Source organism: Flavonifractor sp. An10, assembly GCF_002161215.1.
Lineage (GTDB): Bacteria > Bacillota > Clostridia > Oscillospirales > Oscillospiraceae > Flavonifractor > Flavonifractor avistercoris.
Map to the genome: position 1 here is coordinate 167,534 of NZ_NFMB01000010.1, position 22,686 is coordinate 190,219.

A 22,686-nucleotide genomic window follows, 5' to 3' on the forward strand; every position below is an offset into this window, starting at 1 on the left:
TATGCTTTTGCATAGCAAACAAGAAGGAGGAACCCATTTTGCGACAGATCGGAATTCCCGAGATTGAGGACATTGCCCTGGGCGCGGCCCTGCTGGGGGCCGGCGGAGGCGGCGACCCCTATGTGGGCAAGCTGGTGGCCATCGGGGCGGTGAAGGAGCACGGCCCCGTCACCCTGCTGGAGCCGGAGGAGGTGCCCGACGACGCCCTCATCGTGCCCATCGCCATGATGGGCGCCCCCACCGTCCTGTGTGAGAAGGCGGTGGGCGGCAGCGAGTACAAGACCCTCTACGACACGGTGTCCGGCTTCTTCGGCAAGCCCATCTACGCCTTCATGCCCATGGAGGCCGGCGGGGTCAACTCCATGCTGCCCATTGCGGCGGCGGCCCGGCTGGGTCTGCCCCTGGTGGATGTGGACGGCATGGGCCGTGCCTTCCCGGAGCTGCAGATGGTCACCTTCACCATCGGCGGCGGCTCCGCCACCCCCATGGCCCTGGTGGACGAGAAGGGCAACTCCTGCATCTTCAAGACCATCACCAACAAGTGGACGGAGGAGCTGGCCCGGGCGGTGACCATGGCCTGCGGCGGCTCGGTGTCCGTGTCCCTCTACCCCATGGAGGGGGCCTTCATGAAGCGGTACGGCGTCCACGGCATCGTCACCCGCAGCCAGAACCTGGGGACCGCCATCCGCCGGATGAAGGAGGTGGCCGACGGCACGCCGGAGGAGGAGTTTTTCCGCTTCACCGGCGGCCACAAGCTGTTCCGCGGCAAGATCGGCGACGTGCTGCGGGAGGTGCGGGGCGGCTTCAACTTCGGTAAGGTGATGCTGGAGGGCATTTACGAGTACAAGGGCCGCCAGGCCTATGTGGAGTTCCAGAACGAAAACCTCACCGCCACGGTGGACGGGGAGATCCTGGCCACCACCCCGGATCTGATCTGCCTGGTGGACACCGAGACCTTCACCCCCGTCCCCACCGACGCGCTGAAATACGGCAAGCGGGTACTGGTGGTGGGCCTGGAGTGCTTCCCCCTGTGGCGCACGCCGGAGGGGCTGGCCCTGGTGGGGCCCCGGTACTTCGGGGTGGATACCGACTATATCCCGCTGGAGGAGCGGTGCAAGGGAGGCCGCGGCTGATGTATAAATTAGGAATTGACGTGGGCGGCACCAATACCGACGCGGTGCTCATTGACGAAAACCTCAGGGTTGTGGCCAGCGTAAAGCGCCACACCACCCCCGACGCCTACGACGGCATCCTGGACGCCGTCCGCGCGGTGCTGGAGGAGTCCGGCGTGGATCGCAGGGAGATCGGCCAGGCCATGCTGGGCACCACCCAGTGCACCAACGCCATTGTGGAGCGCCGCCACCTGGCCCCCATCGGCGTGCTGCGCATCGGCGCCCCCGCCACGGTGGGCATCCCGCCCATGGTGGACTGGGCGGAGGATCTGCGCTCCATCGCCGTGGACACCGCCGTCATCGGCGGCGGCTTTGAGTACGACGGCAAGGAGCTGGCCCCCTTTGACGAGGAGGCGGCCCGCGCCTTCTTCCAGGGGCTGAAGGCCAAAGGGGTGCGCTCGGTGGCCATCTCCTGCGTGTTCTCCACCGTCCGGGACGACCACGAGCGGGCGGCCGCCAGGCTGTGCCGCGAGGTGATGGGGGAGGACGTCCACGTGTCCGTCTCCAGCGAGATCGGCTCCATGGGCCTCATTGAGCGGGAGAACGCCACCATCCTCAACGCCGCGCTCTACCAGGTGGCCCACTCCTTCACCGAGGGCTTCGCCCGCTCCCTGGCCGACCTGGGGGTCACCAATGCCCAGGTCTACCTCTCCCAGAACGACGGCACCCTCATGACCATGGACTACGCCCGGCGCTACCCCATCCTCACCATCGCCTGCGGCCCCACCAACTCCATCCGGGGGGCCAGCTATCTCAGCCGCCTGCGGGATGCCATCGTCATCGACGTGGGGGGCACCACTACCGATCTGGGCGTGATCCAGCACGGCTTCCCCCGGGAGTCCGGCGTGGCGGTGACCATCGGCGGGGTGCGCACCAACTTCCGTATGCCCGACGTGGTGTCCATCGGTCTGGGCGGCGGCTCCATCGTGCGGCAGCAGCCCGACGGCACGGTCACCGTGGGCCCGGACTCGGTGGGCTACCGGATCACCGAGGAGGCCCTGTGCTTCGGCGGCGCCGTCTGTACCGCCACCGACATCGCCGTGCGGCTGGGCATGACGGAGCTGGGCGACCGGGAGAAGGTCATGAGCCTGGACGAGGGCTTCGCCCGCAAGGCCCTGGCGGCCATCACCACCCTGGCGGAGGACGCCCTGGACGCCATGAAGGTGTCCGCCGGCGACGTGGATGTGATCCTGGTGGGCGGCGGCTCCATCATCCTGCCGGAGAAGCTCTCCGGCGCCCGCAGCGTGGCCAAGCCCGCCGAGGGCGGCGTGGCCAACGCCATCGGCTCGGCCATCTCCAAGGTGTCCGGCACCTGCGAGAAGCTGGTGGACTACAACGAGCTCCCCCGGGAGCAGGCCCTGGAGCAGCTCAAGGCCGAGGCCGTGGAGCTGGCGGTGCAGGCCGGCGCCGTCCGGGAGACCGTGGAGATCATCGACGTGGAGGACGTGCCCCTGCAGTACTACCCCGGCAATACCTGCCGGGTGAAGATCAAGGCCGCCGGGGATCTGGCGTAAGACCATGGAGTCCCGCCGGGCTGCGTGAACATTCATTCCAAGCTATACCTCCCCGGCTCAATTGAGTCGGGGAGGTTCCTTACTGTCTGTGCCGTCTCTGTGTGTTATGCTCAGAGCTGGCATCAGATGCAGAAGCATACGTACAAGGGCACCGTGTCCGTTTTCCATGTCAAATTTTTTGTGGACAGCTTGGCGGCGTACTCCGGTTGAAAGGCCTTTTGATATCGCCGCTGTCCTGGCTGGAGAAACTGGACAGGGTGTCGTAGAGCTGTCTGGGGCCGTCCACATGTGCGCTTTTTACCTCCACGCTCTGTCCTTTCGCCTTCTGTCTGCAATCCGTTTTGACAAACTTCAGCAGTTCTGATGCCGGCATGGGATGTCCTTCCTATTTTGCTTTACAAAATCAAAGGCTGATTTTCAAAATAAGTCGGGAGGGATTACGGTTCAGACCGTAATCCCTCCCTCTGCCTCCAGAAGTCCAAGCTCATTGGAGAAGGTGTACGTAATCTCAACGTGTCCGTCCTCGAAGATTCGGATCTGCTTAATCGTCTCCGCCACAGTGACGCGATCCAGTTCGGTCAGCTTCCCATAGCGGAGCAGTGCCTCCACCCAGGGGTGGTGCAGCGGGTCGGACTCTCCGGCCTGGGCGAGTTGCTCCAGCTGGGCGTTGAGCGTTTTCTCCTGGCGCTCATAGTCCTCCCGGTAACGGAGATAGTCCTCCCGGCCCAGCAGGCCGTCCTGGTAGTCCTCATAGGCGCGCTTTTTGCGTTCCTGTATCCGCTCCAGCCTGATCTCCAGCCGGCTTTGCTCCGCCTGAACACTTCGCCGGGGACCCTCCACCCGCTCGTCGGCCAGCTTCTTCCAGTCCTGAACGGCGGCAATGATGCGGTTGAGATCCGCCAACACGATCTCCTCCAGCACCTTGTGGGAGATACTGTGCTTGCTGCACACGGTGGGGCCATAGCGCTTGTAGGAGCCGCAGCTGTAGTAGATGCCGCCGTCGCTCCGGGTCTTGACCATGGCCCGCCCGCAGTCTCCGCAGCGGAGGAAGCCGGCAAAGGGGCTCTGGTTCTGCTCAAAATTCAACTGGCGGGTCCGCTTGCCCAGCAGTTCCTGCACCCGCTCCCACTGAGCACGGTCAATGATGGCCTCGTGGGTGTGTGGAACCACCGTCCAGTCTGCCCGCGCCTTCTGCTTTGCCTTGCCGTGCATGGTGGGGCGTAAGGCGCGCCCCTGTTCCATATCCCCCGCATACATCTGGTTCTGCAGGATCCGGTGGACCGTGGCGTAGGTCCAGTAGGTGGTCTGTCCCAGCCGCCGGCCGTTGTGGTAGCGCTCACCGGAGAGCCGCTTGTACTCACTGGGGCTGGGAACCCCCTCCGCATTGAGCAGCTTGGCGATCCTGACTTTTCCCTCGCCCTGCTCAAAGAGGTCGAAGATCCGCTGTACCACCTGGGCCGCCGGAGGGTCAATCAACAAATGGTTGTGGTTGTCCGGGTCCTTCTGGTATCCGTAGCTGGCGAAGGCCCCCACAAACTCCCCCCGCCGCTGCTTGGTGTGGATGGCGGAGCGCACCTTGTCCGAGATGTCCCGGGCGTATTGGGTGTTGAACAGGTTCTTCATGGGCAGGAGCATATCATAGCGCCCCCGCTCGCTGTCCACGTGGTCGTTGGCAGCGATGAAGCGCACCCCCTGGGCGGGGAAGACCTTCTCCAGATAGCGCCCCATTTCGATGTAGTCCCGACCGAAGCGGGACAGATCCTTCACCAGCACACAGTTGACCTTCCCTTGATGGATGTCCTCCTCCATGCGGCGGAAGGCGGGGCGGTCAAAGTTGGTGCCGGTATAGCCGTCGTCCGCATAGTAGTCCGCCAGTTCTAGCTCCGGATGCTCCGCCAGATACTGCTCCAGCTGCTTGTGCTGGTTGGCAATGCTGTCGCTCTCCGCCTTGTCGCCGTCCTCCCGGGACAGGCGCAGATACGCCGCCGTCCTCCAGGTTTCCATGACCGCCCCACCTCCTTTCTGCCACAATGTCGTTATGTACCGGGGCTTACTTGCTGTGGGCCTGGATCAGGGCCCGGAGCAACTCCTCCGGGCTCTTGTCCCCCTCAAAGCAGCGGGAGATCCGCCAAGCATCGTTTCTGTTGTTCTGAGCGGCCTGCGGTGCCATAGCAGCCACCTCCTTTCTGTGTCAGGATACTCCATGGTATGGGCCTGCTGGGGCCGGTATGCAACCCCGGCAGGCCCATACAAGTGAGATCATGACTTAATGATGCGCCCAGGGGTGGAAACCATTTCGTTCAGCCGGCAGTGTTCCGGCAGCAGGCACCCGGCGGGGCGGCCTCAGTGAGACGCTCTGGGAGGGACACCTCGGCGGATTCAAAGTCCCCGAACTCCAGGATGAAGACCTCGCCGCACATATAATGCCCACACAGAAGGGCGTTCGCATAGGCGCCGGTGATAATACCGCCGTTTTCCTCAGCGGTTACATAGTAGGACTCTTTCATATTGGCCTCCTGTCGTTTCGTGTCAAGGTGTGAGATAGACAGGGAATAACCGCCTGCTGCCGGCTACGTTCAGCGTTATCCCTGAGATGGTTGCTGCTGTTCAAACCGATCAGCCCGTCCGGACGCGATCAGTATAGCAGCGAGGGGTACAACTGGTCTTCAACTTAGCGGTCTGATTTGAGAGAAAAAACTGGTCCGCATCTCACAGGATGCGGACCAGTAGGTCAAGTCATATAAGAGAGTAAAAGGCAGCAAAAAACCGGGCGGGAAGGCAGATCTTCCCGTCCGGTGGTCTTTTGGCCAAACGCGAGCCCAGCACAGCGGGTCGCGTTTGGAAACGGAGGCACAGTGAAAGGAGCGAGCTTTGCCCGCCAGGGTGAAGCGAGTGATCTGGAACTTGTGCCGACGTGGGTCACGGTGTGGGTCAGATTTTTGGTCGTGTCAAGAATTTTTCGCACTTTAGTTCGCAGACTCTGCCGTAAATGAAGTCAGCCAGCAATGGAGGCATCCTCCAAGGTCGCCTCCAGGTGCTTCATGTTCATGTACTTCTTGTTGCCCCACTGAGTACCGGCTACATGGCGCAGCCGGGCACAAACCAGCATTAGAGCTGAGTTGCCGTCCGGGAAGCTGCCAACCACACGGGTACGGCGGCGGATCTCTCGGTTCAGCCTCTCAATCACATTATTGGTACGGATACGGGTCCAGTGCTCACTGGGAAAATCGCAATAGGTCAGCGTTTCCTCAATGCCATTCTCCACCTTCTGGGCGGCCTCTTTCAGTTTCATGGAGCGCAGTTCCTCCACCACGGCCTTGGCCTTTTCCCGGGCAGCTTTCTTGCTCTCCTGAGCATGGATCGCCTTGAGCATTTTGGCTACCAGCTTCACCTTAGAGCGAGGTGTGACCGAGAACACATTACGGTAAAAGTGGACGGTACAACGCTGGTATTTGGCCTCAGGAAACACTTCTCCCACAGCTTCCAGCATGCCAAGGCACTTGTCGCCAACAATGAGCTTCACGCCATCCAGGCCACGGCTATGCAGCCACTGGAAGAAACTGACCCAGCTGGCTTTGTCCTCCTTCATACCCTCGGCAGCGCCAAGAACCTCACGATATCCGTCCTCATTGACCGCAATCGCCACCAGAATAGCCACATTTTCAAACTCTCCACCCCCGGAACGAGTTGTCAAGGACTTTTTAATCAAATTCACAGAAAAGCCACAAAAAAGTGCCAGGAAGCACTTTCATGCTCCTGACACTCAGGCAGGCGGGTCACTTGCGGCCACTTAATAGCTCATCGCAAAGATACGCATATTCCGGCAACTGGTCGATATAGGGTTTCCAGCGCCGCTTAATCTCGGCCAGTTCCAGCGGGTCGGCTTCTTCTATCGCGTGGTCGTTGCCTGTCATATACAGAACATCCATCGCAACATCATCCAGGCACTCGTGACAGAGATCGGCGGCAGACTCTATCCTCCTTCCGGTATCAACATAAAGCGGGTTTAGGCCAATCGCCAGCCAGACAAAGCCCACTTTATCAGACCATAGCAGTTCAAAATTAGTGCTTTGTTGAAGATGCTCGGCAAACACCTTTCGTACCCGTTCAATCTCAGTTTTCTCTTTTTCTGTGTACAGCATTTTCATGTCCTCCTTGGCTAAAAGTTTTGATGTGTACCATCATCAGTTTAACACAAGGCGGCTGGCTTTATCAGCCGGTCACATCTGCTGTATCTCGTTTTTGAGCATACGCTTGATTTTGTCGCTCATGGTTTCAGTGCTGGTATTGCTGAAATGGACGCGCACCTTGTAGGTGGTCTTGCCGATTTTCTTTACCAGCGCGGGGGCGTCCTCCGGCGCTCTGGCCGGAGTGGTGTCTGCGGTCTGCATGGTACGGGTTTCTTCGCTCATGGCGCTCCTTTCTCCGGGCGGGGCTGCGCCGTCCGGCAAAAAATTACTCATGCTTACGGTTTACAATGTCTTTCGCCGCCTGCTTGGTGGCTCCGGCGTTTTCCTCCCGGAAGTTCTTCCCGGCAAAGAGGATCGGGGCGCACCGTTCCAGGATACGGTCATAGATACGGGCGTGGGCCAGGTCGGGCGGGTTCTTGAGTTCGTCCAGCTTCAAGTTGGTGGTGATTATCATGGGCCTGCGGCTGCGGTAGCGGCTGTCAATGACGAAAAACATCTGCTCCATCGCATACTCGGTACTGCGCTCCACACCCAAATCGTCAATGATGAGCAGGTCGTACTCGTCAAAGCTGGCGATAAAGTCGGCCCTGTCCTCGGAGAACATCCCTGTCAGGCGGTTCAGGATAGTGGGAAAGTTCGTCATCAGCACCGGCACATCCCGGTCAAGCAGGGCGTTGGCGATACAACCGGCGAAAAAGGACTTGCCGGTTCCCACATCCCCGAATAGCAGCAGGCCGGTGTTGTTCCTGTATGCCTCCTTCCAGTTCTCTACATAGGCGCGGGCCTTGTCCATCAGGGGATTTTGGCCGTTGTCATTGGCAAAGGTGTAGTCGTACAGATAGCGGTCTTGCAGGCCCTGGGCTTTCCGGCGCTTGATTCGCTCCATGCGGCGCTGCCGTTCCTCGGCGGCCTTGCGCTGTTCCTCGGCCTCCCGCTGACACTGGCAGATACAGCGGGGCATGAAGTAGCCGGGTTTCCCAAAGCATGGCACAACGGTCTGCCTCTGGCCGCCGCACCTCTTACAGTGAATGAGGCCGTCTGCCGGGTCTATGTACTCGTCCCCGGCCAGTTCCACACCGGCGGCTGCCTTGTCGATCAGCGCCCGGATTTCTGCGGTAATCTCAATCATACGGTTTCATCCTCCTTTACGCTGTAATCCCGATTGCGAGAGGGCGGGGCTGCTTTCCTGGCGTCCTCGCTGGCCCAGCGCCGGATGGTGGCGGCGTGGCTCTGATACCGCTTGCCGGTAGAGGCCATGTACTCGGACAGCTTTTCGATGTACTGGCCCCATACGGTGGGAAAGCTGGCCTGCAGGTCTGCCAGTTCCTCGTCTGTCAGGAAAACATTCTGGTAACGGCCATAGGCGCGGGCGCTCTCACTCTCTCTATTCTCTATACTCTTATCTCTAATATCTAATCTCTTATCTCTATTCTCTGGTGGACAAATGTCCCCCCGGCTATATGGTGGACAAATGTCCGCCCCGCCGGATGGGAGCAGTTTTTGGCGCTTCAATCGCATACGCTCTTTCTTTTTTCGTTCGCCCTCGGTAGAGGACTGGCCGATCAACAGTTGGATGTCGGCCATGTAGTAGGCCCCGTCGGTCAAAATCTCCACAAGGCCAAATTCAAGGAACACCTTCAAGGCCCGTTCCACCGTCCCCACCTGATGGCGGGTAAAGGTGGCGATGGTCTGGGGCGTGTGGGGCAGATGGTCGTTGAGCATGAGGATACCGCCGCTTTTGAGTGACATGAGGTACATTTTCAGCAGCAGATTGGAGTACAGCAGGCCATCCTGCATACTCTCCAAAATAACCATCGTTTCGCTGTTGTAGAAGTTTTCTTTCAGCTTGAGGTAGTAATATTTTCGGTTGTCTGACATAGGATTTCCTCCTTGGGGTTTGTTTCAGGGGTCTGTACGCCTTTAGAGGGCTGTTTTGGGGGCCAGAGGATAAATCTATCAGGCCCCCAGCGACACCCTCGAAAAAGTCCTTGATTTACAAGGGTTTTTCAGCCCCTAAATGCGTAGAAAGGTAGTATCTTTTCCGCTGTCGTTCTGCCTCTTTGCGGCGGCGTACCTGAACAGCACATTCCGGGCAGTATTTGGCCCGGTTGGAGCCGGGGGTGAACAGCGCCCCGCAGACGGCGCACCGCTTGGCGTCCAGGCGGTGGAACAGGGCCGTTTCCAGTTCTCTGTCCAGCGGCAGCACCGCCGCCCGGAACCACCGGCACAACAGGGAGTAGGAAATGGACTGGACGCAGACACATTCCTCCCCATCATCCAGCGCGATACAGTTGCCGCCGTCATAGTTGCAGCACTCATGTACCAGCCGCCGCGCTCTGCGGTACTGGCGGTAGTCCATGACGGGGACGGGTTCAGGCTTGCTTTTCTTCATGCTGGCACTTCCCGCACCCGCCGCAGTTGCCGCAGCCCTGGCAGGCATGGGCCTCCGACTCCGGGCCGGTGGGCGCGTCTGACGGTTCCGGCTGCAAGAGGGCAAGGGGCAGGCGGATATTCAGGTGAACAGTGACGGGTAAAATAATCTGCTTCATAGGGCAATCTCCTTCCGTGAATGAATGTTGACAGTTCTGTGCAAAGGGTGTCACGAAACATGACACCCCCGTGAGGGGTCGGTAAAACGCCGTACCCTTTACCGCTCCGGCCCCCGGTCATGGGACTTGTCCCGTCCCTGGCGGGCCAGTTGGTCGGCGGCCTTGCGGAGCCGTTCCACAGCTTTCAGTTCCTCCCGCATGGCTTTCATGTCGATGCTGTCCACCTGCTTCTGGGCGGTCAGCAGGTCGATCTCGCGCTGCCATTCCTTCGGGGTGATTTCCTCGCCGCTGGCTTTCAGTTCTTTCAGATACCGGGCCGCCGCGTCATAGAGGATCAGTTCCCGGCTGTGGCGCTGCTCGAACAGTTCCCGCTTCTCCGGCTTTATCCTGGCAAGCTGCTTATGGACAGTCCTGTACTCGTTGTACTGCGCCCACATCTCCCCGCGCTCGGTGAGTGTAGCAATCCGGCGCTCGGCCTTAACGATCTCTCGCCGCAGGTCATAGTAGCGGGTATTCATATCTGTGATTTTTTCATGGAGCTGCTGCATGGATTGGATGCCGTTTGCCTGCAAAAAGCTGAACAGGGCGGCGCTCTCCTGCAAAGCCCGGATTTTGCCGGTGCGGGTGTCGGGCCGCTTGAGCTGCTGCTGGGCCTCCCACAAGTCAATCATGCTGGGCTGCTGGCCCTCCGGCTTCTCGGCCTCTGCCTTAGACCAGTTGTAGAGGCGGGTAATGCGGGCCTTGATTTCTTTCAGCAGCTTGTTGTCGGCGGCGATCTGCCGATTGATTTCTCCCTTGTCGGTGCGGATGCCGCGCTTCTCCATCTGGCTGGCCGCTGGCCCCAGGTGGACAGAGGGGATTTTATCAATGCCCTGGCGCTTGTAGCTGCGGTGGTCTACCAGGGCAGGCTGACCGGCGGCCTCCAATGCCCGGTTGGTATAGGCCGCCCATGCTGCCCGCCAAATCTCCACATTCCCTTTGTCGTTCCAGTCGGTGGTGTCCTCCCGGTGGTTCTTCCAGCCGCCTTTCCCGTCCGGGATGCGCTGGCCGTTCTCGTCCAGGTCATATGCCTTGCGGCACTTCGCGCCCCATGCGCCATTTTCTTTCAGGGGCCGGACGGTCAGCATGATATGGACATGGGGGTTGCCGGTTCCCTTGTCGTGGATGGCGAAGTCGGCGCACATCCCCTTGTCCACAAAGTTGTCCTTCACATAGGCCCGAACAAGGGCAAGCTGCTGTTCCCTGGACAGTTCGCGGGGCAAAGCCGCTTCAATCTCGCGGGCAAGCTGGCTGTCCCTGGCTTTCTCGATCTGCTCCACACTGTTCCAGAGGTTGGAGCGGTCTGCAAACTCCGGCGGGGCGTGGGCGGGCAGCATGATTTCCGCATGGACAACGCCGCCCTTCCGGGTGTAATCATGGGTCAGGCCGTCCCATTCATTTGTCAGCTTTGTCCCGCTTCGGTAGGCGGCTGCGGCAACAGCGGAACGGCCCTCGCTGCGCTTGATGATACTGACGGGGATATGGCAAAAATCTATGGGGATGGCCTCCTTTCGGTGAGGGGTATTCAGGCTCCGTGGAGCCGGACAGACGCGAAGCGGGTGTCTGGCTGCGCGGGGCGCACAAGGGGTTTGGGGAGTGTAGCTCCCCATCGCGGACGAAGTACGCAACAGCCCCCGGCAGGGCGCACGACACCGGCAACGGTGTATAAGTGCGCCCTTGTAAACAAGGGATTTACGGCTTGTCCCCGGATTTCGGCAGTTTTGCGGCCAGTTCCGCCGCCCCCGGAAGATGGGACAGGGCAATCAGGAACGCCTTGACCTCTACGCCGGGAAGGCCAGGGGCCAGAGGGAACACGCCCTCCAAAATGGCCCCGCGCTCAATCAGGCGGCGGGTGCGGGCCTTGCGTTCCTCGTTACGCTGTTTGTTCTCCAAAATCTTCTGGCGGTTCTCAAGCTGCCGGATCTCCTTCAGGACTTCTTCGCGCTCGTCTTTTTTCGGTTTCGCTTGGGTGGTGATTTCTTTGTGCATATCGCTTTCTCCTTTGGCGGCTCCATCCAGCCGCGCCTGATATAATATTTCTGTAACTTGATGATGGCGTTGCGTACCGTGACAATGGCAGCCGATGTGGTAAAGCCCTCGGCCTCGGCAATCTCCTTGAAGGGCTTGCCCTCCCAAAACCGGGCATGAAGGCAGCTTGCATGCCGGGGTGTCAGAGTGGCAAGGGCCTCCTGGAGCCGTTCCACCATCAGGGCGCGGGCGGCCTCCTGTTCCCGTTCCGTTTCTTTCTCCATCAGAAAATCCTCCGGGGAAACGGCCTGCTCCGGGAAATGGTTTTCCATGCCGGGGGATGCGTCCAGAGAGTAACAGTGATAGTGCTGTTTGGCGTCATTGGCGTCCTCTGCTCGGCTTTCCTCCGCAATGGCGTCTGCCACCTCATCCGGCACTTCCACAAGGGTGTCCTTCTTGCAAATCGGGTAGTAGTATTTTTTCAGGTTGATGGTTTTCATAGGCCGCTTGTCCATTTCCGGCGTATGAAGTACCGGCGCAGCCGCCGGAGCGCCGCATGGATGGACTTCCCCGCCTGGGATGGGGTAATACCCTCCATCGCAGCAATGTCCTTCACTTTCATCCCCAGCATATACCGGGCATGGACGCGGCGGGCCTGCGTTGGGGGCAGAGAGGAAATGGCCTCATAGAGCCGCCGGAGCAGTTCGGCATATTCGGCCTGCGCCTCCTTTTCCATCAGGCAATCCTCCGGCGATGGCTGCGCCCAGCCGATGGCGGCGTTCTCAATCCCATCATTGCAGTCAAGGGAGTAAAACGCCTTGTAGCGGTACATCTTGCGTTCCCTGGCGGCCTCGGCCCGCTTGTCCAGCAGGAACGCCTCGGCGATTTCATCCGACACCTCCACAAGGGTGTCCTCAGTGCAGAACGGATAATATTGCTTGAGGTTGATGGTCTGCATAGGCCCGCCCTCATTCTGACGGGAAAAGGCCGTCATAGCAGCGGCGCATATTCCGCAGGCCCCGCCGGATGGCAATGCTGACCTTGCTGCTGTGTACGCCCTCCATCCGGGAGATTTCCGGCTGGTTGATACCGGCGATGTAGTAGGCCCGGACACGGCGGGCCTGGGTTGGAGTGGTATGAGACAGTGCCTCCGGCAAGGCGGCAACCAGCCGCAGGCGGGCGGCCCGTTCCTCGCGCTCCAAAAGGATTTCCTCCGGCGATCTCCCGTATTCCAGCGCGTAGTTCTCCGTCCAGCTATATGCGTCCAGGGAGTACCAGGCGCGGTGGTAGACCTTCCGGCGCTCATAGTTGTTCATCTCGCGCTGGGCCTGCCGCATGGCCTCCCAGACCTCGTCGCTGACCTCTACAAACTCGTCGTGCCGGTAGTGGGGATAAATCCACCGCAGATTGATTGTTTTCATAGGCTTACCTCCTGAAAATGGGAGAGGCGGGCAGCTTGTCCGCTGTCCGCCTCCCGCTGGGATAAGGGAAACAATCCCTTTCACTTGGTAGCCCGAAAAGGGGTCATTCGTATGGGTGGTTTCTCAAAATTTTTTTGAAAATTTTTCTGACCGCTTCAATGGAGCCTTGCACCGAACTCTTGGAGCAGCCGCACAGGGCAGCGACCTCCGAAAAACTCAGCCCGTCCAGGGCATAGAGCAGGAACCGGCGGCGCTGGGTCTCGGTGCAGGTGTCCAGGACGGCCATCAGCTCGCCCAGCGTTTCCATGCGGCAAAGGTAGTCCTCCGGCGTTTCGCCGTAGATACCCACGCCCTCGGTGGCAACTATGTACTCGTCAAACTCCCGGCCATCCCAGTGCCGCCGCTGCTCATGGGACAGGTTCTCGGTTTTGTGGTCGGCCCGGTCAAGAAATTCATAGACTTCCAGTGTGACCTCCACGGCCACAGCTTGTCCGTTGTAATGGATGGTGACTTCCATCTGCCTTTCCTCCGTTCAGATTTTTTGCGGGAAAATCTGAACGGGGCGGCGGGGAGCGGCACCGGGGACAGGGTTCGGGCCATGTTGACCCGATATTCCGGCCCCACAGGTATGAAAAAACGCCCGGACAGCAGAAAGCTATTCGAGCGCAAAAAATACGGTATTCAGTTACATTGTGACAATTTTCGCACCGGCTGCCAGACGGGGCCTGTTCGGTGGCTGGGCTTTTTTTGACGGTAGTGCAAATATCGTCTGAATTTGTCGGCGGTCAGTGTGCTTCACGGCGGCTCCCTCCTAAAGCCGCCGTGTCAGCGTGTAGGCGTCACTCCTTTGTCGAGGGCATAAGGAACGGCGGCCTTGATGTACTCAAAACCGCCGCAGTCCCTGAAAATCCATTATGGGCGCACGAAGTTGCCTGCCCTGCAACGGTTTTTTCTTTTCCCGTCTTGCGGGGCAGGATCGCTTGGCTTATTCGGTTTAGGTTTGTTCCTGTCCGGCTGCCTCTTTCAGCCGTGAAAAGCTCTCATCGCTGATAATGTGTTCAATCCGGCAGGCATCGGCCTCCGCAGTTTTTGGGTCAACGCCTGCGGCGATAAGCTGCTCGGTAAAGAAGCAGTGACGCTCATAGATTTTTTCAGCCACCTCGCGGCCCACATCGGTCAGATGGAGAAAGTGATCTTCGTCCATCGTGAGAAAGCCGCCGTCCCGCAAGGTAGCCACTGCATGGCACACGCTGGGCTTTGACACCTCCATGTGCCGGGCCACATCTACGGAGCGTACCATACCGAGTTTCTTTTGGAGAACAAGGATGGTTTCCAGGTAGTCCTCCCCGGACGCATGAAGTTTCATCAGTACCTCCTTATTACGAATTAAACGCTTAACTTCCAATTTGCAGAAGCTGTCTGTAAATCGACCAGTCTATGATAGAGGCCATTTTCTTTCATAAGTTCTTCGTGAGTCCCGTTTTCGGCTACAATACCATCTGACAATACAACAATGTTATCGGCAGCCTCCACCGTCCTCATTCGATGAGCGATAATAAGAACCGTCTTGCCTTTTACCAGCCTAGATATTGCGTTTTGAATTTCAGTTTCGTTATCTACATCAAGAGAAGCAGTAGCTTCATCGAGAAGAATAACAGGAGCATCTTTCAAAAGAGCGCGTGCGATGGAAAGCCGCTGGCATTCACCGCCTGATAGCGTAGAGCCGTTTTCTCCAATCACTGTCTGATAGCCGTCAGGTAATTTTGAAATAAATTCATCACACTGCGCTGCTTTAGCTGCGACAATCACTTCCTCGTCCGTAGCGTCCTTTTTGCCAACGCGAATATTTTCCATGATGGTGTTATTAAACAGCACAACATCTTGAAAAACGATAGAGAAGTTTTTCATCAACATGGTTGAATTTAGCGGAGCAATATCGGTTCCGCCCAACAATATTCTTCCTCCGTCCAGAGGATAAAATTTGGCTGCCAGTTTTGCGACTGTACTTTTGCCGCCGCCGGACGGGCCAACCAATGCCGTGACCTGTCCCTGTTTTGCAGTAAACGAAACATCCTTCAGTACCGGTTTGCCCTTTTCGTAAGAAAACTGGACATGATCGAATGTAATATCGTACCCGTTTGTATGGATATTCTTCTCGCCGGTTTCTTCCGGGTATTCCTCTATTTCTTTCAAACGGTTTACCTGAAGCTGTACAGAGAACAGCTCCGCCATATTTGACATCGCCCCGGAAAGCGGATCATAAAGGCGGGAGGCAGCAATCAAAAACAGAATATAGGTAAACAGAGAGGTACCTCCACTTACCACAAGACCGTTACCTACTACAATCACCGTTGCCAAACCGAGCCGTAAAAACATCTGGCCGGTTGTCAGCAGACTTGCCGTTGTCATTTCGGATGAAATTTGTGCTTTTTCTGCGGCATCCATCTTTGCGTCCAATTTGCGAAGATAATCTTCTTCCTGATTGCAGGCTTTTATATCCTGTACAGTTTCCAAACACTCCTGAATACCCTCTGCAAGCTCAAGTCTGGCGTTCATGTGTTTTTGGTTGAGTTTTTCCTGCCATTTCCGTGACAGAATAACGATTGCAAATGAAATCGGAGCTACCCAGAGAAGAGCCAGGCCCATTTGCCAGTTGAAAATCAGCAGGCCGATACAAACAATCCCCGTAGAGATAACTGCTCCAAAGAATTGTGGAACCGTATGGGAAAATGCGTGCTCAAAGTTTGCACAGTCTCCCATAATAGTGCTTGTCAGGTCAGCAAGATCACGCTGGTGGAAGAAGGTCAGCGGAAGGGTGCGCAATTTTTCCGCAAGTCCGATACGCCGCCTTGCGCTTTCGTCATACGTTCCGAGATATGCTGCGGTGTACTGGCAATAATGAAAAATAAATACAACGGCTAAAATCACAATTCCAATCACAGTGTAAACGGCGGCACTGATCTCTGGCGCACTCGTTCCCAAAACAGGCGCAAGAAGCTGATTGAGGACGATAGCCAGAAGAATAACAGGAAACATAAGGCTGATATTAGCCAGTACCGAATAAACGATCCCTTTTAACAGGTCTTTTGCACCCTGATTGCTTAACGCATACTTCTTTTTTAACGCCTTAATCATGCTGCTCGTCCTCCTTTCCGACCTTCCAGGCAATCGAAGTCTGGTAATCCTTCCACATGGAAGAATAAATACCATTTAAGGCTACTAATTCTTCGTGTGTACCTCTTTCTGCAATCTGCCCATCCTTGAACACCAGAATAAGGTCTGCGTCTTGTATCGTAGAAAGTCGATGAGCAATCATCAGAACCGTTTTGTTTTGGGTCAGCCGCTCAAAAGCGAGCTGTATCTGATGTTCGTTTTCGGCATCTGCAAATGCTGTGGCTTCATCCAGCACAATAATAGGGGCGTCTTTTAAGATTGCCCTTGCAAGAGCAATCCTTTGATTTTCACCTCCTGAGAGATATGTGCCTCCTGTTCCAACGAGCGTATCAAGCCCATCCGGGAGGCGGTCAATAATGTCCTTGCATTGTGCTTCATCAGCCGCTTTCAGGACTTCTTCCCTGGTAGCGTCCGGGCGGGCCGCTTTAATATTATTCAGTAAAGTATCCTTGAACAGACGGGTATTCTGAAACACGAAAGCAACCCTTTCCATCAGTTCCTGCTTCTCAATATTGCGTACATCCACGCCGCCAATCGTAACAGAACCTGACTGAACATCATAAAATCGGGGAATGAGACTTGCTGCTGTACTTTTACCGCTGCCAGAGGCACCAACAAGCGCAACTGTTTTTCCTGCCGGAACCTCAAAGCTGATATAGTCTAAGGCCTTCTCTTTGGCCCCTGGATAGGCGAAGGAAACATCCGAAAACACAATCGAAGCATCTGCCGGGATCAGGGGATGTTCCGGCTCTTTCAATGGCTTTTCCTGCAAAATTTCATCCACCCGGCTGACTGCACTTTTAGCCGCCATAAGCTGCTCGCTGGCAAACATGATACGGTTCATCATAGTTGCACAGACCGGAGTAAACAAACTGTAAAACAGAAAATCCAGCACAACATTTTCATAAGCCGCCTGGCCGCTGACCCCGGACAAAATAAACATGGCGACTGGAATAAGTAAAACAAATGTGCCGTTCAGTGTTACTGTAAATCCAGTAAGAGGAATACGGCATTTTAAGGCATACCCGGAAGCAAATTTTTCGTATTCTTCTATTGCAGCGTGAAAATTTTTGAAGGAATAAATAGTTTGCTGAAATACTTTTACAACAGGAATACCGCGAATATATTCCACAGCTTCTTTATTCATCGTTTCCAGTGCAGTCATATACTTGCCCATAAACTGCGCATTATCTCCGCCCATCATCTGTTTGAGAAAGATGACACTGATTCCCATAGGTATCAGGCAGCAAATTCCCAGCCGCCAGTCAAAAAGGAAAATCAAAATAATAACGGCAACCGGCATAACTGCGGCTCCGGTCAGATCGGGAAGCTGATGGGCCAGAAATCCTTCTGTAAGTCCTGCATTATCATCAATGATTTTTCTGAGCCGTCCGCTTGCATTTTGGCTGAAATACCCCAACGGCAGCGTCACGATATGATGAATTGCAGATTTTCTCATATTGGTGGCTGTACGAAACGCCGCCAGATGAGTACAGTTCAGGGCGATAAAATAAATTAAAATGCTTGCCGTTGCAAACACAACCGCCATCCACGCATAATGGGCGCTCCCCGTTGCAAGAGATATATCCCCGGCAGCAAAAGCCTGGATTAAATCGCGGATGACGAGCCAAATGCAAACAAAAGGCAGCATAGATAAAATGGTACTGATCCCGGAGAGAACACATCCCAAAACGGTCAAAACATGGAATTTCCCTGCATATCCGAACATTCTGGACAGTTCTCCATTTTTTTGCTTATCCATAAGCAAGGCTCCTTTCGCAATAATAGACGAGTTAGTATCTTCTAACCCGTCTATTATCATAAAATCATTCAGTTGTTTCTGCCACTCCATACAGAGCGTATCTATCCAATCAGACACATAATTCATTGGCACATAAGGCAGGAATATAAGCGGGACAAATTTTCCTGTAACGGAAATGTTTCTACATGACCTTCATCAACGAAATGCAGAACCCGATTGCAAGTCATAGCGGCAAATTCATAATCGTGGGTAATGATTAAAATGGTCTTTCCTTTTTGCGCCAGAGCTTTCAAATGCTCCGATATTCTCATCATATTTTTGAAATCAAGACCGCTGGTAGGCTCATCCAAAATCAAAACGGGGGTATCTATCCAATCCGATACAGCGAGAGCGAGCCGTTGTTTCTGTCCGCCGGAAAGAGTAGCGGGATGCCGTTCTTTCCATTCAAACAAACCATATAGTTTTAGCAGATCATCGCGTTGCTCCTGGGTACTGCCTTTTCCGTTTAATAGCAGTTCTTCTTCTACGCTGTCCCCAAACAACTGGCAATCTGTATTTTGCATAACAAAGTAGGCAAAATTCTTCCTTTTGCCTTTAGATACCTTTGTCCCGTTATATATGACCTGACCCTCTTTTTCCTTTTGCATACCACAAAGAATATTCGACAAAGTAGTTTTTCCTATTCCGTTATGGCCTACAATCGCAATCAGGTCGCCAGCATACGCCCGAAAAGATATATCGTGGAAAACCGGATGTTTGCGATAGGAAAACGTCAAATCCTTTACCTCCAGCGTCATATCTTTTTCTTTTGTAGGGGGAATATCTACTTCAATATGGTGTAAATCTGCCGCCCGTATTCCTATGGCTCGTCTTTTTTCTTCTGGAATAGAGAGCAGTTCTCCCGCCGTCCATTCTTCTTTTATGCTCCCGTTTTCCATATAAAGAAAACGGTCTGCAAGGTCAGTAAGATAATAAAGCCGGTGTTCAGCAACAATGATTGTGTGGCCTTCCGCTTTTAGTCCACCCATCAAATTTTTAAGCGCCTCAACGGAATACATATCCAAATTGGCCGAAGGTTCATCAAACACATAAATTTCCGGGTCAACAGCATTGACGGAGGCCACCGCTATTTTCTGTTTTTCTCCGCTGGACATCGGATAAATTTCTTTCCCGCGCAGCATATCTCCGTTAATACGTTTGATCGCACTTGAAACCCGTCCATCCAGTTCTTCATACGGAACGCCATAGTTTTCACACCCGAACGCAATTTCATCCTCTGTAATACTGGCAAAAAACTGGCTCTTTGGATCTTGAAAGATTGAACCTACTTTTTTCCCGATTTCATACAGAGGATATTCCGATATGCTGCGTCCCAGCAGTGTGACTCGCCCTTTCAGCGTCCCTTCGTAAAATTGTTCAGCTAACCCGTTTATCAATCGTGTTAAAGTTGTCTTTCCGCAGCCGCTCCCTCCAGTCAGAACAAGGAACTCGCCCTTTTTTATATCGAGGCTGATATGATGGATACTTTCTGTTTCGGCTCCCGGATATTCAAAAGATACATCTTCAAACTGGATAACGGATCGCCTTGCTTTATCATTTACCATTATGCTACCGTCCTTTCCAGCACAAAATAGAGTGCGGTTACGCAAACAGCAACCACGCACATAATCCAATCTCTTTTTTGAAATTCTATCTTCCTGCGGCAGGTATGTTTTCCCGGATTGGAAATCCCCCTGCTTTCAGCAGAAGCTGCGAGTTCCTCAGCTATTCTGGATGAACGGAAAATAACAGGCGTAACAATATACTCCATTGCGTCCAGAGGATGTTTCCATGACAACAGCTTTCGCAGCCGAAGTGAGGCAAACACATCGGAAAATTCACTGCGCACAGTAGGGAAGAAACGCAACATGAAGGTTACGGGCAGGGCAATTCCATCAGGAGCGTGGATTTTTTTAAAAACTGCTACAACTTCTCCCGGCGGCATACCAATCACGGGCTGCGCAGCCATAACCATCATCAAAATACGCAGCACCATGAACAGGAACATTTCCGGCATAAGAATGGTAATGCCCTGTCCTCCTGACAGCAGCCTTAACACGATAAAAACACCGCAGACGATTAGATATTTTATTGTCTGCCTGCCAAAGCCCTGAATAATCAAATACACGCTCAAAACGCCCAAAAGTGTGTATATCAAAATGTCGCTTGTGAGCACCGCCACAAGCGACATAGTGAGAACTATGACAAGCAATTTGGTCCGAAAATCAAATTTCATGCTCATAGTTTATTTAATCGCGCCACTCTTTCTGAAGTGCTTCACAATCAGTTTGTTGCTAATCATGCAGCCAAGGACGGCCAGGATAGCGGTGACAGCCAGGCTCAAAAGGACGTACTTCGGATCGGTGTAATACTGGGTCTGAACCTGAACCTGCTGCTCACTGACGCCGGTGGCAAGAAATGCGTCTTTGAAAAACCAAATTTCTGACATACCATGTGCAGCGCGAACCAATGCCGTGATTACCCACGAAATGGACACACGCTTAATGTCATGGTAGGCATCCTTTCCGCACATGGAAAGCTCTGCGATGATACCGCCGCCCAAAAACCACGGAATCATAAACGGCCCCATCATCAATCCGGCGATAATTGCCCACATGATATTGTAGACAAGAGCGGGGCCATGCTTGCCGACTTTCATGCACATATAAACATAGAACGGTGCGAGGATAAGTGCCGCACCTGCGGCGTTAAAAATCATGGAATAGAACAGTGAAGCGCCGGTCAGGGTCGAATAGACCATAAATACAACGAACATGACCGCACAGAAGATACCGATGATTGCCGCGTCTTTGACAGTGTACTTGTTACCTGTCGATTTTTCATTTTCCATTTGGAAATCCTCCTTTGTCTTGCAGAAAGTTAGCAGTACCTAACCCACTATTCAAAAAATAGGCCAGCTTCAAGCGGTCTTTCTGCTTTTATCTGACAAAGGATATTCTAATACAGCTCAGATTTCTTCGCCACTCCATACGGACCCGCTTCTATCCAAACGGACACTCTTTCTGAATTCCGTCGGAGAGCTGCCATACGTTTCTTTGAAGGCAGAAGTGAATTTATTCGGATTTTCATATCCGATTTTACTTGCAATCTCCGTTACTGACAACTCGGTTTCCAGCAACAATTTTTTGGCGACTTGAAGCCGATAGGTACGAAGATAAGAATAGACAGAGGTTCCATAGACGCCTCGAAAGCACTTTTTCAATGCTGTTGTAGAAATCTCGAATTTCTGGGAAAGCTGTTCAATCGTATGATGTGCTGTCAAGTCCTCCGTAATATAGGACGCTACTGCTTTAATCAATGCGACCTGATTTTGATTGAAATAATCCGTCTGTAAAACTTCTTCTGCCGTATTGAGATCACTTAAGAACAGAAGCAGTTCCAGCATTTTGACTTTCATGTATCCTGGTTTTCTTTTTTCCCGGACATGATAAAGTTCCGAAAAAATATGTTCAATAGACGGATTGGCCCGCATGATGCAGCAACGGTTTCCTTCGCAAATATATTTTTGTATGTAGTGCAAATCAATATTCAATAGCTCCATGATTTGCCGTACTTCCGGCAGCAATTCATCCAGATTGATGATGATAGAAATACCGTGATAGTGGTTCAGCGGAAAACACGAATTTGACTTTTTCTTCATCATGGAGCTGATCGACAAATCGCCTTCCGCCATATAGCAGCAACTATTTTCGCCAAAGCTACACTCAAAACGTCCTATCAGACAATGGTTAATCTCTATCATGTTTTTAGCTGTGGCTTGATTTTGATTGCAATATCCCATGTGCATATCGTTATAGTAAAGCTCAATACCAGAAAAAACCTGATAGACTGTAATGCGTCCATGCCCTGTTTCATTTGACAGCCGAAAAATTTTACAGTCCTGCCGTAGTTCATCTTCTTCGGGAGAGCCGTATAACTTTGTCCCTTCAAATTCGTCTGGCAATTCAGACCGCAATAATACTTCAATCGCACCAGAGAGTGCTTGTTTTTCATAGGTCAGCACTACCCATTCCTCCTTTCGGTTCGTTATGACTAACCACTCTAAGTATAGGCGCGAATAATGGCAGTGTCAAATGGTTTTCTGACAAAAAGAAACAGAGGGAAAACCCTCTGCTTCTCTTAAAATTGAAGTTCTAAATATAAATAAACTCTTGACAAATCATTTCCTCCACCTGTGCTTTCAGCGTGTTCATCAGCCCCACCCAGCGCATAGGGTCACGGGCTTTCAGTTCCTCGGTGACGCCCGCCGCCTCCATTATGCGGGGCAGCATGGCGTCCATCCGTTCACGCGCCGCCCGGTCAACCCCCAACAGGCGCGGGTACAGCTTTTCGCTCAAAATCAAGCTGCTGTAAAGGGCGGGCCGGTGTTCCTTCAGATAGCGTTGCTGCATACTGCCATACTTGCCGATGGGGACCTCCGGCTGCTCGGAAAGTTTCAGGTCGGGGATGTAGTAATCCCCGCAGCGGGTGTAAGTCAATTTGCTCATGTTCGTCCTCCTTTACACTGCGATAGTTAAACTGCGGCGCTGGCCGGTAAAGCGGCCTTGCGCGGCTCCTGCCTGGGTAACTGGCTGACGGTGGTAAAAATGCCCTTCTCCATGTCCTCGGCCCGGATCGCGGCCTTTGCCGCCTCCACCTGGGCCTTGCGCCTGGCGTTGTAGCGTTCTTCCCATTCCTTCTGCTTGCCATTTGCCTTGCGGCGCAAGTAGTTCTGGTGAAGCCTGTCCTTGCGTTCCTCCTTCTTCCGCAGTTCTTCCTGTTCCTCCGGGGTCAGGGGAACCGGCTGCAAGGCGGGCGGGATATACCGGCCCACAAAGTTGAAGTAGATTTCAACCTC

At 54.4% G+C, this 22,686-nt stretch carries 24 protein-coding genes and 2 pseudogenes; 2 read left to right on the forward strand and 24 right to left on the reverse strand.

Translation table 11 applies throughout. From position 1 onward, the window contains the following. Nucleotides 1-38 precede the first annotated feature (38 nt). Together B5E42_RS17005 and B5E42_RS17010 are read left to right on the forward strand one after the other, a co-directional pair. Nucleotides 39-1,133: a DUF917 domain-containing protein gene (locus B5E42_RS17005; RefSeq protein ID WP_087241843.1), complete on the forward strand. Its 1,095-nt coding sequence runs from the start codon at nt 39-41 to the stop codon at nt 1,131-1,133. After that, nucleotides 1,133-2,686 carry a hydantoinase/oxoprolinase family protein gene (locus tag B5E42_RS17010; RefSeq protein ID WP_087241845.1) on the forward strand — a complete coding sequence of 518 codons (1,554 nt, stop codon included), beginning with the start codon at nt 1,133-1,135 and terminating at the stop codon, nt 2,684-2,686. Before B5E42_RS17005 ends, B5E42_RS17010 begins: the two co-directional genes overlap by 1 nt. Before the next feature lie 444 nt (nt 2,687-3,130). Here B5E42_RS17010 and B5E42_RS17020 read toward each other — a convergent pair whose 3' ends face one another. The 24 genes and pseudogenes from B5E42_RS17020 to B5E42_RS17130 form a co-directional block, all read right to left on the reverse strand. Next, complete coding sequence (locus tag B5E42_RS17020; protein WP_087241850.1) at nt 3,131-4,690, reverse strand: recombinase family protein; 1,560 nt, start codon at nt 4,688-4,690, stop codon at nt 3,131-3,133. Between the two features lie 296 nt (nt 4,691-4,986). Continuing rightward, nucleotides 4,987-5,193 (reverse strand): hypothetical protein, encoded by a 207-nt coding sequence (locus tag B5E42_RS17025; protein ID WP_087241852.1) that lies wholly within the window; start codon nt 5,191-5,193, stop codon nt 4,987-4,989. Between the two features lie 488 nt (nt 5,194-5,681). Continuing rightward, nucleotides 5,682-6,371 (reverse strand): annotated as a pseudogene (locus tag B5E42_RS17030) (IS256 family transposase); the annotation flags it as partial. Between the two features lie 91 nt (nt 6,372-6,462). Beyond that, complete coding sequence (locus B5E42_RS17035; RefSeq protein WP_087241854.1) at nt 6,463-6,828, reverse strand: hypothetical protein; 366 nt, start codon at nt 6,826-6,828, stop codon at nt 6,463-6,465. A 78-nt stretch (nt 6,829-6,906) separates the two neighbouring features. Then, the gene (locus B5E42_RS17040) at nt 6,907-7,098 is read right to left on the reverse strand and encodes a transposon-encoded TnpW family protein (protein WP_009322148.1); all 192 of its coding nucleotides are present in this window, start codon (nt 7,096-7,098) and stop codon (nt 6,907-6,909) included. A 43-nt stretch (nt 7,099-7,141) separates the two neighbouring features. Next, nucleotides 7,142-8,005 carry an ATP-binding protein gene (locus B5E42_RS17045; RefSeq protein ID WP_087241856.1) on the reverse strand — a complete coding sequence of 288 codons (864 nt, stop codon included), beginning with the start codon at nt 8,003-8,005 and terminating at the stop codon, nt 7,142-7,144. Continuing rightward, nucleotides 8,002-8,754, reverse strand: a complete 753-nt coding sequence (locus B5E42_RS17050; protein ID WP_087241858.1) for a phage replisome organizer N-terminal domain-containing protein — start codon at nt 8,752-8,754, stop codon at nt 8,002-8,004. The genes B5E42_RS17045 and B5E42_RS17050 overlap by 4 nt, the downstream gene beginning before the upstream one ends. A 115-nt stretch (nt 8,755-8,869) precedes the next feature. Further along, nucleotides 8,870-9,268 (reverse strand): cysteine-rich VLP domain-containing protein, encoded by a 399-nt coding sequence (locus B5E42_RS17055; protein ID WP_087241860.1) that lies wholly within the window; start codon nt 9,266-9,268, stop codon nt 8,870-8,872. Then, nucleotides 9,249-9,425, reverse strand: a complete 177-nt coding sequence (locus B5E42_RS19370; protein ID WP_204244427.1) for a hypothetical protein — start codon at nt 9,423-9,425, stop codon at nt 9,249-9,251. The genes B5E42_RS17055 and B5E42_RS19370 overlap by 20 nt, the downstream gene beginning before the upstream one ends. A gap of 98 nt (nt 9,426-9,523) precedes the next feature. Next, nucleotides 9,524-11,074 carry a MobQ family relaxase gene (gene mobQ, locus B5E42_RS17060; RefSeq protein ID WP_242967207.1) on the reverse strand — a complete coding sequence of 517 codons (1,551 nt, stop codon included), beginning with the start codon at nt 11,072-11,074 and terminating at the stop codon, nt 9,524-9,526. A gap of 82 nt (nt 11,075-11,156) precedes the next feature. Next, the gene (locus tag B5E42_RS17065) at nt 11,157-11,453 is read right to left on the reverse strand and encodes a DUF3847 domain-containing protein (protein ID WP_054324692.1); all 297 of its coding nucleotides are present in this window, start codon (nt 11,451-11,453) and stop codon (nt 11,157-11,159) included. After that, nucleotides 11,393-11,932, reverse strand: coding sequence for a sigma factor-like helix-turn-helix DNA-binding protein (locus tag B5E42_RS17070; protein WP_087241862.1), 540 nt, complete (start codon nt 11,930-11,932; stop codon nt 11,393-11,395). The genes B5E42_RS17065 and B5E42_RS17070 overlap by 61 nt, the downstream gene beginning before the upstream one ends. Next, nucleotides 11,929-12,390 carry a sigma factor-like helix-turn-helix DNA-binding protein gene (locus tag B5E42_RS17075; RefSeq protein ID WP_087241864.1) on the reverse strand — a complete coding sequence of 154 codons (462 nt, stop codon included), beginning with the start codon at nt 12,388-12,390 and terminating at the stop codon, nt 11,929-11,931. Before B5E42_RS17075 ends, B5E42_RS17070 begins: the two co-directional genes overlap by 4 nt. 10 nt (nt 12,391-12,400) lie before the next feature. Beyond that, nucleotides 12,401-12,853 carry an RNA polymerase subunit sigma-24 gene (locus tag B5E42_RS17080; RefSeq protein WP_087241866.1) on the reverse strand — a complete coding sequence of 151 codons (453 nt, stop codon included), beginning with the start codon at nt 12,851-12,853 and terminating at the stop codon, nt 12,401-12,403. A 103-nt stretch (nt 12,854-12,956) separates the two neighbouring features. Beyond that, nucleotides 12,957-13,370, reverse strand: coding sequence for a sigma factor-like helix-turn-helix DNA-binding protein (locus tag B5E42_RS17085; protein ID WP_087241868.1), 414 nt, complete (start codon nt 13,368-13,370; stop codon nt 12,957-12,959). A gap of 477 nt (nt 13,371-13,847) precedes the next feature. Continuing rightward, entirely contained in the window at nt 13,848-14,219 is a 372-nt protein-coding gene (locus tag B5E42_RS17090; protein ID WP_087241870.1) for a metal-dependent transcriptional regulator, read from the reverse strand. 20 nt (nt 14,220-14,239) lie between these two features. Next, complete coding sequence (locus tag B5E42_RS17095; RefSeq protein WP_087241872.1) at nt 14,240-15,988, reverse strand: ABC transporter ATP-binding protein; 1,749 nt, start codon at nt 15,986-15,988, stop codon at nt 14,240-14,242. Then, on the reverse strand, nt 15,981-17,789 hold the full coding sequence (locus B5E42_RS17100) for an ABC transporter ATP-binding protein (RefSeq protein ID WP_087241895.1): 1,809 nt from the start codon (nt 17,787-17,789) through the stop codon (nt 15,981-15,983). Before B5E42_RS17100 ends, B5E42_RS17095 begins: the two co-directional genes overlap by 8 nt. A 122-nt stretch (nt 17,790-17,911) precedes the next feature. Beyond that, nucleotides 17,912-19,393 carry an energy-coupling factor ABC transporter ATP-binding protein gene (locus B5E42_RS17105; protein ID WP_087241874.1) on the reverse strand — a complete coding sequence of 494 codons (1,482 nt, stop codon included), beginning with the start codon at nt 19,391-19,393 and terminating at the stop codon, nt 17,912-17,914. Then, the gene (locus tag B5E42_RS17110) at nt 19,393-20,070 is read right to left on the reverse strand and encodes an energy-coupling factor transporter transmembrane component T (protein WP_071430314.1); all 678 of its coding nucleotides are present in this window, start codon (nt 20,068-20,070) and stop codon (nt 19,393-19,395) included. The genes B5E42_RS17105 and B5E42_RS17110 overlap by 1 nt, the downstream gene beginning before the upstream one ends. Before the next feature lie 3 nt (nt 20,071-20,073). After that, nucleotides 20,074-20,679, reverse strand: a complete 606-nt coding sequence (locus B5E42_RS17115; RefSeq protein WP_071430316.1) for an MptD family putative ECF transporter S component — start codon at nt 20,677-20,679, stop codon at nt 20,074-20,076. Nucleotides 20,680-20,796: 117 nt separating this feature from the next. Then, nucleotides 20,797-21,852, reverse strand: coding sequence for an AraC family transcriptional regulator (locus B5E42_RS17120; RefSeq protein ID WP_235821950.1), 1,056 nt, complete (start codon nt 21,850-21,852; stop codon nt 20,797-20,799). 130 nt (nt 21,853-21,982) lie between these two features. Next, nucleotides 21,983-22,336, reverse strand: coding sequence for a TnpV protein (locus B5E42_RS17125; protein ID WP_087241875.1), 354 nt, complete (start codon nt 22,334-22,336; stop codon nt 21,983-21,985). A gap of 26 nt (nt 22,337-22,362) precedes the next feature. Then, nucleotides 22,363-22,686 (reverse strand): annotated as a pseudogene (locus B5E42_RS17130) (DNA recombinase); the annotation flags it as partial.